At 71.6% G+C, this 13,362-nt stretch carries 9 protein-coding genes; 2 read left to right on the top strand and 7 right to left on the bottom strand.

Translation table 11 applies throughout. The features are described 5' to 3' along the window. Nucleotides 1–16: 16 nt before the first annotated feature. Genes OG898_RS05710 through OG898_RS05690 form a run of 5 tightly spaced genes read right to left on the bottom strand, consistent with a single transcriptional unit; the run spans nucleotide 17 to nucleotide 7,893 of the window. Nucleotides 17–1,237 carry a TIGR04053 family radical SAM/SPASM domain-containing protein gene (locus tag OG898_RS05710; protein WP_250741788.1) on the bottom strand — a complete coding sequence of 407 codons (1,221 nt, stop codon included), beginning with the start codon at nucleotides 1,235–1,237 and terminating at the stop codon, nucleotides 17–19. Continuing rightward, complete coding sequence (gene narI, locus OG898_RS05705; protein ID WP_250741789.1) at nucleotides 1,234–1,959, bottom strand: respiratory nitrate reductase subunit gamma; 726 nt, start codon at nucleotides 1,957–1,959, stop codon at nucleotides 1,234–1,236. Before narI ends, OG898_RS05710 begins: the two co-directional genes overlap by 4 nt. Further along, nucleotides 1,959–2,642 carry a nitrate reductase molybdenum cofactor assembly chaperone gene (gene narJ, locus OG898_RS05700; protein ID WP_250741832.1) on the bottom strand — a complete coding sequence of 228 codons (684 nt, stop codon included), beginning with the start codon at nucleotides 2,640–2,642 and terminating at the stop codon, nucleotides 1,959–1,961. Before narJ ends, narI begins: the two co-directional genes overlap by 1 nt. An 11-nt stretch (nucleotides 2,643–2,653) precedes the next feature. Further along, nucleotides 2,654–4,183 carry a nitrate reductase subunit beta gene (gene narH / locus OG898_RS05695; protein ID WP_250741790.1) on the bottom strand — a complete coding sequence of 510 codons (1,530 nt, stop codon included), beginning with the start codon at nucleotides 4,181–4,183 and terminating at the stop codon, nucleotides 2,654–2,656. 2 nt (nucleotides 4,184–4,185) lie between these two features. Continuing rightward, nucleotides 4,186–7,893 (bottom strand): nitrate reductase subunit alpha, encoded by a 3,708-nt coding sequence (locus OG898_RS05690; protein WP_250741791.1) that lies wholly within the window; start codon nucleotides 7,891–7,893, stop codon nucleotides 4,186–4,188. A 230-nt stretch (nucleotides 7,894–8,123) separates the two neighbouring features. On the opposite strand from OG898_RS05690, the gene OG898_RS05685 reads away from it, so the two are divergent. Further along, nucleotides 8,124–8,864 (top strand): YwiC-like family protein, encoded by a 741-nt coding sequence (locus tag OG898_RS05685; RefSeq protein ID WP_250741792.1) that lies wholly within the window; start codon nucleotides 8,124–8,126, stop codon nucleotides 8,862–8,864. 19 nt (nucleotides 8,865–8,883) lie between these two features. Here OG898_RS05685 and OG898_RS05680 read toward each other — a convergent pair whose 3' ends face one another. Together OG898_RS05680 and OG898_RS05675 are read right to left on the bottom strand one after the other, a co-directional pair. Then, nucleotides 8,884–9,870 carry a GNAT family N-acetyltransferase gene (locus tag OG898_RS05680; protein WP_266955339.1) on the bottom strand — a complete coding sequence of 329 codons (987 nt, stop codon included), beginning with the start codon at nucleotides 9,868–9,870 and terminating at the stop codon, nucleotides 8,884–8,886. Nucleotides 9,871–9,917: 47 nt separating this feature from the next. Continuing rightward, a complete protein-coding gene (locus OG898_RS05675) occupies nucleotides 9,918–12,659 on the bottom strand; it encodes a lysylphosphatidylglycerol synthase transmembrane domain-containing protein (protein ID WP_250741794.1) in 2,742 nt (913 codons plus the stop codon). Nucleotides 12,660–12,789: 130 nt separating this feature from the next. Here OG898_RS05675 and OG898_RS05670 point away from each other — a divergent pair, with 130 nt between their 5' ends. After that, nucleotides 12,790–13,137, top strand: a complete 348-nt coding sequence (locus OG898_RS05670) for an MGMT family protein (protein WP_250741795.1) — start codon at nucleotides 12,790–12,792, stop codon at nucleotides 13,135–13,137. Nucleotides 13,138–13,362: the final 225 nt, after the last annotated feature.

Here is a 13,362-nt window from a genome sequence, read left to right as displayed (position 1 = left end):
ATGGGAACGGGGTGGGTCAGCGCCTCATGCTTTCGGCCAGAACCTTGAGTTCCTCCTGGTAGGGGAAGCTGCCGGGCTCGTACGCGCAGTACGGGTCCGCTTCCAGCACGTCGCGCGTGAAGCCGTACGCCCGCGAGCGCGAGCCCCCGCACACCGTCTTGAACTCGCACGCCCCGCACTTCCCGCGCAGCAGCGAGGGGTCGCGGAGCTTGGTGAAGAGCGCCGAGCCCCGGTAGATCTCGGTCAGCGGGTGGTTCTTCACGTTGCCCGCGGAGAGCGGCAGGAAGCCGCTGGGGTGCACCTCGCCCGTGTGCGAGATGAAGACGAAGCCGCGGCCCGAGGAGACGTCCATGGGCGGCCGGCGCACGGCCCGCTGCTCCCCGCCGAAGACGCCCAGCTCGCGGGCGCGGGCCGAGAGGCGCTCGTACAGCGGGCCGAGGACGGGCTTCTCGCCGCGCGCGTCCAGGACGGTGCGCTGCATCACGACCCGCCGGAAGTGGTGGCCCTCCGTGGTCTTGGTGGCCATCACCGCCCCGCAGTCGTACAGGAAGTGCAGGACGTCCTCGATCTCGGCGGCGGTCAGGGAGTCCAGCTGTTCCCCGCGTCCGGTCGGGACCAGCACGAAGCCCGACCACAGCATCGCGCCCTCACGCTTGACCAGCGCCGCGATGTCGGCCAGGTCCTCCAGGCTGTCGCGGGTGACCGTGGTGTTGATCTGGACCTTGAGCCCGAGCTCCCGGGCGGCCCGCCAGCCCTCCAGCGTCCAGTCGTAGACCCCGGGCACCCCGCGGAAGGCATCGTGCCGCTCGGCCGTGGAACCGTCCAGGGAGAGCGAGAGCGCGATGGCCCCCGCTTCCCGCACCGCCACGAGGTTCTCCCGGGTCAGCGTCGGCGTCCCCGACGGGGACACCGCGACGCGCAGGCCGAGCGAGGTCCCGTACGCGACCAGGTCGGTGAGGTCGGCGCGCTGGAAGGGGTCCCCGCCGGTGATCACGAAGAGCGGGCTCGGCTTGCCGAAGGCGGCGATCTGTTCCATCACCCGGCGGGCGTCCGCCCCGTCGAGCTCCTCGGGGTGGCGCAGGGTCTGCGCCTCGGCCCGGCAGTGCAGACAGGCCAGCGGGCAGGCCCGGGTGGCCTCCCAGATGACGATGAAGGGCCGGTCGGACACCGCGTGGCGGGGGCTGCGGACGACCGAGTGGGCGGGGCGGGGGTTCCCGGGACCGGGGCGGGGATTCACGAGACCCGCTCCCAGCCGCGCTTGCTCGGGCGGTTGGCGAGCTGCTTCGGGTCCCGCTTGCGGTACACCACGTACGGCCGGAACAGGTACTTCAGCGGTACGGAGAACATGTGCACCAGGCGCGAGTACGGGATCAGCGCGAACAGGACGAAGCCGAAGATGATGTGGATCTTGAAGGCGAGCGGGGCCGCCGCCATCAGGTGGTAGTCGGGGGTGAGGGTGAACAGGCTGCGGAACCAGAGGGAGATGCCGTCCCGGTAGTTGTACCCGTCCATCATCCCGGCCGAGTTGAGCATCGTGGCCGTCAGCCCGAGAACCATCGCGCCGAGCAGGAACGAGTACATCAGGTGGTCGCTGCGCAGCGTCGCACGGCGCACGGCCGGGACCTTGAAGCGCCGGTGGACGAGGATGCCGATGCCCACGGCGGCCGCGACGCCCGCGAGCGTGCCGGTGCCCAGTGCGATCAGGTGGTAGGCGTGGTCGCTGACGCCCACGGCGTCGGTCCAGCTCTTCGGGACGAGCAGGCCCACGACGTGTCCGAGGACCACGAAGAGCATGCCGAAGTGGAAGAGCGGCGAGCCGATGCGCAGCAGCCGCGACTCGTGCAGCTGCGAGGAGTGCGTGGTCCAGCCGAACTTGTCGAACCGCCCCCGCCACACCGTGCCCGCGATCAGCAGGGCGATCGAGACGTACGGGAAAACGCCCCACAGGAGGAGGTCCATCAGGCGGGCATCCGTTCGGGTGTCGTGGGCCAGGGAAGGTCGGTCGGAGTCCCGAAGGGGAGGTCGGCGGGCATGTCCAGGCCCGGCCCGAACGGTTCGAGCGCCGAGCCCGCACCCACCAGCTCCTGCGGCGGCCCGCTCGATGCGAGGGCCTTCGCCTCCGCCTTGGTTTCGGGGGAGGGGCCGGGCAGCGTCGCGCAGACGGCCTCCAGCACCCGGGCGTACGGGGACCCGGACTCGGTGAGCGCCAGGCGCAGCAGCTCCAGCCCGGCCCGGTGCTCCTGGAGCAGCTCGGTGCCGGCCTCCTCCTCGCGGGCGGCGAACTCCAGGGCCACCGGCAGGAAGTCGGGCAGCTCCTCGCCCGCGAACTCCAGCCCGAAGTCCCGGTAGATCCGCTTCAGCCGGACCAGGGACAGCCCGCGCCGGCGGGTGTCCCCGTCGACCCACCAGGTGAGGTAGAGGCAGCGCCGGTTGCGGGTGTCGAAGGTCGAGGTGTACTGGGAGCACAGCTCGATCGGTGTCTGCCGCTCGGCCTCGTCGAGGAACGCCCCGAGGAGTCGGGCCTGTTCGGCGGGCGCCCCGGAGAGGGCCGCACGGAGCCGCGGGAGTTCGTCGTGGAAGTAGTCGCCGGGGTACTGCAGTACGCAGCCGGCGACCAGCCGCACCAGTGCATCGCCGGTCATCCGGTCCTGTCTCACGAACTCCTCCTGGTGGTACCGAGGTTGAGCATCACCCGGGGTTCGGGCAGCGCACCGACCGGGCAGCCCTGGTCGGCGCCGTCCAGCGGGTGGGAGTCGGCCAGCGCTTCGGCCTCGGCCCGCGCGGCGCTGGGGATCACGAAGCGGTCCTCGATCTTGGCGATGGCGAGGAGGCGGAACATGTCCTCCATCTCCTGCCCGGACAGCCCGACGGCCCGCGCGATCGACTCGTCCCGCTCCTCGCCCAGGTTGACGCGGCGCATGTAGGCGCGCATCGCGGCCATCCGGCGCAGCACGGCCTCCACGGGCACGGTGTCGCCGGCGGTGAGGACCTCCGCGAGGTACTCGACGGGGATGCGCATCGCGTCGATGGCGCCGAACAGGTTGCCCGCGTCCTCGCCGTCGCTGCCGGTGGCGGCGACCGCCTCGACGACGGGGGAGAGCGGCGGGACGTACCAGACCATCGGCATCGTCCGGTACTCCGGGTGGAGCGGGAGGGCGACCTGGTAGGTGGCGATCAGGTCGTAGACCGGGGAGTTGCGGGCCGCGTCGAGCCATTCGTCGGTGATGCCGGCCGCGCGGGCGGCGGCGATCACGACGGGGTCCGCGGGGTCCAGGAAGCACTCCAGCTGGGAGGGGTACAGATCGTGCTCGTCCTCGACCGCGGCGGCCTCGGTCACCTTGTCGGCGTCGTAGAGCATCACGCCGAGGTAGCGCATCCGGCCCACGCAGGTCTCCGAGCACACCGTCGGCATGCCGACCTCGATGCGCGGGAAGCAGAAGGTGCACTTCTCGGCCTTGCCGGTCTGGTGGTTGAAGTACACCTTCTTGTACGGGCATCCGGTCACGCACATCCGCCAGCCGCGGCACTGGTCCTGGTCGACCAGGACGATGCCGTCCTCCTCGCGCTTGTACATCGCGCCGGAGGGGCAGGAGGAGACGCACGCGGGGTTGAGGCAGTGCTCGCAGATGCGCGGCAGGTAGAACATGAAGCTCTGCTCGAACTCGAAGCGGATCTTCTCGCCGACCTCGTCGCGGATCTTCTCGATGATCGGGTCCTGCGGGGCGTGCGCGGGCGCGCCGCCGAGGTTGTCGTCCCAGTTGGGGCCCCACTCGATCTTGTCGATGGGCTCGCCGGTGAGCTGGGAGACGGGCCGGGCGGTGGGCATGTCGTCGCCCGCCGGGGCCTCGGTGAGGTTCTTGTACTCGTAGGTCCAGGGCTGGTAGTAGTCGTCGATCTCCGGCAGGTCCGGATTCGCGAAGATCTTGCCCAGCTTGGCGAGGCGGCCGCCCGCCTTGAGGCGGAGCTTGCCGGAGCGGGTGCGCTCCCAGCCGCCCTTCCACTTCTCCTGGTCCTCCCAGCGGCGCGGGTAACCCTGGCCGGGGAGGGTCTCGACGTTGTTGAACCAGACGTACTCGGTGCCCTGCCGGTTGGTCCACGCCTGCTTGCAGGTGACCGAGCAGGTGTGGCAGCCGATGCACTTGTCGAGGTTCATGACCATGGCTACTTGGGCCATAACGCGCACGATTAGAACTCCACCTTCTGGTCGCGGCGGCGGATGACCGTCACCTCGTCGCGCTGGTTGCCGGTCGGGCCGAGGTAGTTGAAGGCCCAGGTCAGCTGGGCGTAACCGCCGATGAGGTGGGTGGGCTTGAGCATCACCCGGGTCAGCGAGTTGTGGATGCCGCCGCGGCGGCCGGTCTTCTCCGTCTTGGGGACGCCGACCGTGCGCTCCTGCGCGTGGTTCATGTAGACCGTGCCGGGCGGCATCTTGTGGGAGACGATCGCGCGGGCGGTGATCACGCCGTTGCGGTTGACCGCCTCGATCCAGTCGTTGTCCGCGACCCCGATCGCCTCGGCGTCCTGCGGGGACATCCACACCGTCTGGCCGCCGCGGCCCAGGGTCATCATGTAGAGGTTGTCCTGGTACTGGCTGTGGATCGCCCACTTGTTGTGCGGGGTCAGGTACCGGACGGCCACCGACTTGGCCTTCTCGTCGACCGTGCCGAGCTCGGGCTCCCCGTACAGGGTGTGCATGTTGAGCGGCGGCTTGTAGACGGGGAGGGACTCCCCGACCTCGTGCAGCCAGTCGTGGTCGATGAAGAAGTGCTGGCGGCCGGTGAGGGTGTGCCAGGGCTTGAGGTGCTCGGTGTTGATCGTGAAGGCCGTGTACCGGCGCCCGCCGGACTCGGAGCCCGACCACTCGGGCGAGGTGATCACCGGGACCGGGCGGGCCTGGGTGTCGGCGAAGGTGATCCGCTTGCCCTCGGCCTCGGCGGCCAGGTGGGCCATGTGCGTGCCGACCTTCTTCTCCAGCGTCTCGAACCCCTGCGTGGCCAGACGGCCGTTGCTGGTGCCGGACAGCGAGAGGATCGCCTCGCAGGCCTGCTGCGCGGTCTCCAGGCGCGGGCGGCCGTCGGCGACACCGCCGCGGACCGTGCCGTTCTTCGCACCGAGGTAGGTGATCTCCTCGGCGACGTCGAAGGTGATCGCCTTCGTGGTCACGCCCAGCTCGTCGACGAGCGGACCGAGCGCGGCGAACTTCTCGCCGACCGCCCCGTAGTCCCGCTCGACGACCTGCAGGTTGTACATGGTCCGGCCCGGTACGGGCTCGCACTCGCCCTTCGACCAGTCCAGCGCGACCCCGCCGGGCTGGGCCATCTCGCCGCCCGGGGTGTCGTGCTGGAGGGCGGTGGCGACCAGGTCCTTGCGCACGCCCAGGTGGCTCGCGGCGAGCTCGCCGAAGCGCTCGGCCAGCCCCCTGAAGGCGTCGTAGTCGGAGCGGGCCTGCCAGGGCGGGTCCACGGCCGGGGTGAAGGCGTGCAGGAAGGGGTGCATGTCCGTGGAGGACAGGTCGTGCTTCTCGTACCAGGTGGCCGCCGGGAACACCACGTCGGACAGCAGCGTCGTGGAGGTCATCCGGAAGTCCATGGACATGAGCAGGTCGAGCTTGCCCTCCACGTCCTCCTCCCGGTACGTCACGTCCTTGGGCGTGCAGCGCGGCCCGTCCTCGGGCAGGTTGGAGTGGGTGCCCAGGAGGTGCTTGAGGAAGTACTCGTTGCCCTTGGAGCTGGAGCCCAGCAGGTTGGCCCGCCACACGTTGAGCACGCGCGGCCAGTTGTGCGGGGCGTCCGGGTCCTCGCCGGCGAAGCCGAGCTCGCCGCTCTTGAGCTGCTCGACGGCGGACGCGACCGGGTCCTCGGCCTCGCCCAGCTCCAGCGGGTTGCGGTCGAAGGTCGGGTACGAGGGCATCCAGCCCATCCGGGTGCTCGCCGCCAGGCAGTCCGAGCCCGTCATGCCCTCGAAGGCCCCCTTGGCCAGCGGGGAGGCGAGCGCCTCCGCCGGCAGGGTGTCGTAGCGCCACTGGTCGGTGTGCAGGTAGAACCAGGCCGCGCCGATCATCTGGCGCGGCGGGCGCGACCAGTCGGAGGCGGCGGCCAGCGTCGCCCAGCCGGTGACGGGACGGCACTTCTCCTGGCCGACGTAGTGGCCCCAGCCGCCGCCGTTGCGGCCCTGGCAGCCGGTGAGGGTGAGCAGGGCCAGGAAGGAGCGGTAGATGGTCTCGGAGTGGAACCAGTGGTTGGTGCCGGCGCCCATCAGGATCATGCAGCGGCCGTTCGACTGCTCGGCGGTCTGCGCGAACTCCCGTGCCACGCGGGCCGCCTGGGCCGCCGGGACCGAGGTCAGCGACTCCTGCCAGCCGGGGGTGCCCGGGGCGCTCGCGTCCTCGTAGCCGGTGGGCCACACGCCGGGCAGGCCCTCGCGGCCGACCCCGTACTGGGCGAGCATCAGGTCGAAGACGGTCGTGACCAGCCGGTCCCCGTCGGCGGTCGCGAGGCGCCGTACGGGCACACCGCGGCGGATCGTGCCGCGCGGCTTGCCGTCCTGGTCGACGCCCTGCTCGTCGTCCTCGAAGCGGGGGAGGGTGATCTCCACGCTCTCGTCGGCGGTGCCGTGGAGGGTCAGGCGCGGGACGGTGTCGCCGAGTTCGAGGTTCCACTCGGGCTTCTCGTTCTTGCCCCAGCGATGGCCGAGCGTGCCGTTCGGGACGACGGTCTCGCCCGTGGCGTCGTCGATCAGCACGGTCTTCCACTGCGCGTTCTCGGTCTCCCGGCCGAGATCGGCGGCGGTGACGAATTTCCCCGGAACCAGACCCTGTTCGGTTTCGGTGAGGGACACCAGGAAGGGCAGGTCCGTGTACTTCCGGACGTAGTCCGTGAAGAAGGGGGTCTGCTTGTCGACGAAGAATTCCTTGAGGATGACGTGACCCATCGCGAGGGCCAGCGCACCGTCCGTACCGGGGTGCGGGTGCATCCATTCGTCGGCGAATTTGGTGTTGTCGGCGTAATCCGGGGAAACGGTGACGACCTTCTGGCCGCGATAGCGGGCCTCGGCCATCCAGTGGGCGTCCGGGGTGCGCGTGACGGGGACGTTCGAGCCCCACATCATCAGGTACGCCGCGTCCCACCAGTCGCCCGACTCCGGGACGTCCGTCTGGTCCCCGAACACCTGCGGGGAGGCGACCGGGAGGTCGGCGTACCAGTCGTAGAAGGACAGCATCGGCGCGCCGATGAGCGAGTGGAACCGGGCACCGGCCGCGTGCGAGGCCATCGACATCGCCGGGATCGGCGAGAAGCCGGCGACCCGGTCCGGGCCGTGCTCCTTGATCGTGTGCACGTGCGCGGCGGCGACGATCTCCGTCGCCTCCTCCCACGTCGCCCGCACCAGCCCGCCCTTGCCGCGAGCCTGCTGGTACGTGCGCCGGCGGACCGGGTCGGACTGGATGTCGGCCCAGGCCTCCACGGGGTCGCCGAGGCGCGCCTTGGCCTCGCGGTACATCTCCAGCAGGGCGCCGCGCACGTACGGGTAGCGCACCCGGGTGGGGGAGTAGGAGTACCAGGAGAACGAGGCGCCGCGCGGGCAGCCGCGGGGCTCGTACTCGGGACTGTCGGGGCCCACGGAAGGGTAGTCGGTGGACTGGGTCTCCCAGGTGATGATCCCGTCCTTGACGTAGACCTTCCACCGGCAGGAGCCGGTGCAGTTCACGCCGTGGGTGGAGTACACGACCTTGTCGTGGCTCCACCGGTCCCGGTAGAAGGCCTCCGCGGCGCGGCCGCCGGTGTGGTGGACGGTCCGCAGGTCGTCGGAGACCTCGGCGGTCCTGAAGAAGCTGCCCGCCTTGATCAGCGATTCGGCGGCGTCCTGGTGTCCGTCGCGTATGTGGCGCTCGTGCAAGGCGACCCTCCAGGCCGGAATAAAAGGCGGTGCGTGGGGTCCGGGCAAGATGACCCAGACACGACGCTACGCCCGGCGCGGAGGTGAATCCGATGACAAAGGTCCCGTACGGGCGTGACCTAATTCCGGTCTTTCACAGGTCGAGTGGATGCCACGCTGGAAAGGGTCAACTCCGGTGCACGGCCGGAAAATTACGCGTCCGAATACCAATTAGCGGAAGGCTGGGGAGCGTGCCGCCGAAGAAGGCCTCCTGGATCCCGGACCAGCACGGGGCGTGGGCGATGCTCACCGTGCCCTTCCTCGCGGGCACGTTCCTCTCGCCGCGGCCCGGAGGCCGGCACGCCCTCCTCCTGGCGGCCTGGCTCCTCGGCTACGCCGCGGTCTTCCACGCCCAGCAGTGGCTGCGCCTGCGCCGGGTCGCCGCCCGGCGCCCGGCCGTGGCGCGGCGGCACGTCCGCCCGGCGCTCGTCCTCGGCGCGGCGACCGCCCTGGCGGGGATCCCGCTCGCGGTGCTCCACCCCTGGCTGCTGCTCGCGGGCGCGGCGGCGGCGCCCTTCGTGGCCGTGAACTCCTGGTTCGCGTGGAACAACCGCGAGCGGTCCCTGGTCAACGGGCTGGCCGCGGTGGTCCCGGCCTGCGGGATGCTGCTGGTGGCCGCACGGCTGGGCGGGGGAGGGCTGCCGTGGGCGCCCGCCGCCGCCTGCCTGCTGTACTTCGCGGGCACGGTCCCGTACGTGAAGACGATGATCAGGGAGCGCAACTCCCGTACGTACTACCGCGGTTCGGTGGCCTATCATGCCGTGGCCGGCGTCCTGGCGGCCTGTCTCTCCCCGTGGCTGGCCCTCCCCTTCGCGGCCTACCTGGCCCGGGCCGCGGCGCTCCCCGGCCGCGGGCTCAAGGTGGCGGTGGTCGGCGCCGTCGAAATCGTGGGGTCGGCGGCGCTTCTGGCCTCCCTGCTGCTGATCTTCTGATGTTCTGAGGGGGCGCGCTTCAGAGGGGCAGCGAGCGGAACTCGTCCAGGACGGCGAAGCCCGTGCGGTCGTACAGGCTCATCGCCACCTCGTTGCCGCCGAAGACGTTGAACATCAGCGCCCCGTCGCCGCCCTGCCGGGCGGCCCACTCGCCGACGGACATCGCGGCGCGGCCGTAGCCCTTGCCGCGGTGCTCCTCGTACACCTCCAGCGAGAAGCCGAAGGTGACGCCCGGCAGGTAGCCGTGGTTCACCCAGCCCGTGCCGATCACCTGCCCGTCGGCCTCCAGCGCGTAGAAGGCGTGTCCGGGGGTCGCGTGGCCCTGCGGGAGGTGGCGGGCGAAGTCCTCGTCGGACTTGGCCTTGGCCTGCTCCGGGGTCAGGGCACCGGCCCGGACGATGTCCGCCACGTACGCGGCCTCCTCGCCGGCGTACCAGCCGGGGTACTCCTCGGCGGTGAGCGGGCGGACGGTGAGGCCCGGCGGCAGGGCGGGATGCTCGGCGGCGGCACGCAGGCGGTTCTGGCCGCGCACGCGGTAGCCGGCGAACAGTCCGGCCGTGGGTGCGGGTCCCGAGGCGGCTTCGGGGTCGGCATCGGCCCCGGCCCCGGCTCCTCCTGTTCCGCCGGTGAGGCGGACCTCCACCCGCTCCGCGCCCCGCTCGGCGCACCACCGCTCGGCCCACGTGCGGGCCGCGGTCGCCGCGTCCGGTTCCGCCGCCGTCAGGTCGTGGATCCGGCCCACGGTCGCCCCGTTGTCCTCGGACACCCCGACCGCGATCCATCCGGCGCCGTCCGTGGCCACCGTCCAGCCGTCGACCCCCTTCAGCGCCCGCTCCAGCAGGGCCCGGGAGAGGGGCTCCGAGCATCCCGCGGCCCGGTACCCGGCGAGCACCCGCTCCTCGAAGCCGGCCCGCCACTCGCCCTGGTCGGGCACGACGCGTATGCCGCTGGTCCCGCCCGTTCCGCTGATCCCGCTCGTGCCGCTCGTGCCGCTCGTCCCGTTCATCCGGCCAGCCTAGGCAGCGCCGCCGACCGGGCTCCAGCGGTTTAGGGCTAGATCGCTTCCTTGCGCGTCAGGAAGTTGAAGGAGATCCATCCCGGCAGCACCGGCAGCCAGAACGTCACCACGCGGAACAGCAGCACCGCCGAGAACGCCACCTGGCCGTCCAGCCCCGCCGCGACCAGACCCAGCGTCAGCGCACCCTCCACCGCTCCGATGCCGCCCGGCGTCGGAGCGGCCGAGCCCAGGGCGTTGCCCGCGAGGAAGACCACCGCGATGCTCGCGTAGCTGATGGCCTCGCCGCCCCCGAAGGCGCGGATCGAGGCGTCCAGGCACATCACGAAGCAGCCCGTCAGCAGCAGCATTCCGCCGATGCCGGTCAGCAGCTTCTGCGGCCGCTGGAGCACGTCCAGCATGCGCGGGACCACTCCCGCGAACAGGGCCCGCACCCGGGTCGCCACGAACTTCCGCAGGAAGGGCACGGCCGTGACCACCAGCACCAGGACGGCCACCGTCAGCAGACCCGCGATCACCGTCCTCGACGGGGTCATCTCGGGGGTCTTCTCGGTCCCCGTCAGATAGCCGAAGGACAGCAGCAGCAGGATGTGGCTGGCCAGCCCGAAGAGCTGCGAGGCGCCCACGCTGGCCACCGCGAGCCCCGGCCGGATGCCGGCGCGCTGGAGGAAACGGGTGTTCAGCGCGACACCGCCGACCGCGGCCGGAGCCACCAGCTTCACGAAGGATCCGGCGACCTGGGCCACCACGGTCCGCAGGAACGGCACCCGCTCGGGCACGAAGCCCAGCAGGCTCATCGCCGCCGCGAAGTAGGTAAGCGCCGAGAAGCCGAGCGCCACCCCGACCCAGCCCCACTGGGCGTCGCCGATGGTGGTGGCGAAGTCCACGTGCGCGATCTGCGTGACCAGGAAGTACGCGCCGAACGCGCCTGCGATGAACGACACCAGCGTGCGCGGCCGGATCCGCTCCAGCCGGGCCGGCTCCACCGGCGCCTGCGGACGGATCAGCAGCACCTGCTGGCGGATCTGGCTCAGCAGATCCTCCTCGCGGGCCCCGTCGAGCGCGTCGTCCAGGGCCTTCTTCTCGGCCTTCTTCTCGCCTGCGGAGCGGGTGGCGGGCGAAGCGGAGCCCGTCTCGCGCAAGGCCTTCGCCGCCCGCGAGGACTCCAGTACGGCTTCCCGCTCCCGGTCCGCACGCTCCCGCGCCAGCTTGCGCAGCGTCGCCCGCGTGGAGCGGCTCAGCGCGATCGGCTGGAGCAGCGGCAGACAGTCCGCCACCGCGTCCGGGCCGAGCACCGACACCGCGGAGGCGACCGAGCGCTCGGCGCCGACCCGCAGGCCGAGGGTGGTGAGGAGCTGCGCGATGTCCATGCGCAGCACGAGGTCGCCGGCCGCGATCTCGCCGCCGCGCAGGTCGGTCAGGGTGACGGTGCCCGCCGCGGCGCCACTGACGGAACGATCCACCACGAGGGCGTCCCCGGTGAGCCGCCGGTGCGCGATCCGCCGGGACTGCAGGGCCCGTACCTGCTGCCACGCGTTGCGGCTCAGCTCGTCGGTGATCTCCTCGTCGGCCAGCGAGTCCAGGCTCCGGCCGCCCAGGTGCTCGTAGACGAGCATCACGGCGTCCGGACCCAGCTCGGAGGTGGCGATGAGCTTGGGCGCGTTGGCCCCGGCGGCGATGGCCGCGTACGCGAGCAGCGCCTCCTGCTCCAGCGCCTGGCGCAGGGACTGCAGACTGCGCCGGGTGGTGATCCCGCGCAGCGTGAGGCGGCGCCAGACCCGGTAGTAGAAGCCCTGGGCCTGCTGCTCCCGGTCCACGACGGTGACGTCGAGCGGTGGGCCGTCCTCCAGGGTGACGTGGTAGCGCCGGCCGCGGTCGCTGACCTCGGTGCTGTCGGGACCCTCCGGGGACTCGGCGCGCATCGCGCTGACCGGCTGGAAGCCGACCCGGCGCAGGCCCGCGAGGAGGTTCTGCCCGGTGGGACGGACGTTCGGCGAGCCGACGGCGTACAGGGTTCCGTACGCGACGCTCCAGCCGATCAGCACGGTCAGGATGATCGAGAAGGGGGTGGTGTAGCCGCCGACCAGCATCGCGAAGGCGTCCAGCAGCAGGACCACCCACAGCGCGACGCGCCAGCGCGGGCGCCGGGTCATCCCGACGGCGGTCATGTACGCGATCACGGGCGCGAGGTAGCCGTGCACCGGATCCGTGAGGGCCCCGCCGGCCGAGGTGGGGCGGGTGAGGGCTTCCTGGATGGTCTCGGGAGCCCCCTGGGAGACCCACAGGTCGGTGGCGAGGGTGACCCCGTGGGCGAGGACGGCCGCGAGCACGCCGTCGGCGATGCGCAGTCCGTCGCGTTTGATCAGCCGCTCGATGGCGAAGGCGACCGGGACGAGGAGCACCGCGATGCTCGACACCAGACCGGCGACCTTGATCAGCACGTCGGGCGCCTGCCCGGTGCTGTTGTTGATGTCGGCTTCCAGACCCGCGGTGGTGCCGTGGGCGAAGGCGGCGATGGCGAGGACGACGGCGATGCCGAGGACCCCGACGAGGAGGCGTACGAGGTCGGAGGGGCGGTGCACGCGGGCGGCGAGCAGCGGCTCGTCGACCTCGACCTGGTCGGCGGCCGTGGGGGCGTGGCCGTGCGGGGTCTCGACGTCCTCGGGACCCGCTGGCGGGCCTTCGTCTGGGCGCGCGCCGTCGTTCGTCGCCGCGCCGTCCGGAGGACTCACACCCTGCTCCCTTCCCGTCACTTCCGTCTCTTCTTGATCACGTATCACGCGTCACCGCCCGGAAGATGGTGGCATGGACCGGCGGCCGCGCGGGGCAGCAGGGTGCGAGCCGGTCCGGAACACGGGCTTCCACGCTCTTGACGCTCCCTTGTCGGTCCGGTGCGGCACCATGGTCCGAATGAGCGAAGAGCTGCCGGCGTACGCGGAGCGGGTGCTGGAGGCGGCCGAGCGGATTCCGCCCGGCCGGGTGATGACCTACGGCGACATCGCGGAGTGGCTCGGCGAGGGCGGACCCCGTCAAGTGGGCCGCGTCATGGCCTTGTACGGAGGAGCAGTGCCCTGGTGGCGGGTGGTGCGGGCGGACGGCCGTCCGCTGCCCGGCAGCGAGCGCAGGGCGCTGGAGAACTACCGCGCCGAGGCCACCCCGCTGCGGCTCACCGGCGACGGCGAACCCCGGCTCGACATGCGGCGGGCGCGCTGGGACGGGGACGGCGGGGACACAGCGCGGGACGAAGGTCACATGTGACAGCTTCCGCCATGTGCGGCCCGGAGGGGCGGTCGAAGGGACGTGCGAAGCCCCGTACGGGGGACGCGTGGGACCGGATGGCAGTGAGGACCGGAGTCCCGGGGAAACTGCGCCCGCCGCGCGCCTTGCCGTAGCGTTGCCTCTTCGGCTTCGGTTTCGGCCACCGCTTCGGGCACCGCTCCGGCCAAGGCTTCGGCCACGGTCACGGGCACCGTCCGGGCCGTC

Source organism: Streptomyces sp. NBC_00193 (genome assembly GCF_026342735.1).
GTDB classification, from domain to species: domain Bacteria; phylum Actinomycetota; class Actinomycetes; order Streptomycetales; family Streptomycetaceae; genus Streptomyces; species Streptomyces stoeckheimensis.
The sequence above is the reverse complement of the archived record's forward strand: the minus strand, read 5'-3'. Positions and strand labels throughout refer to the sequence as shown.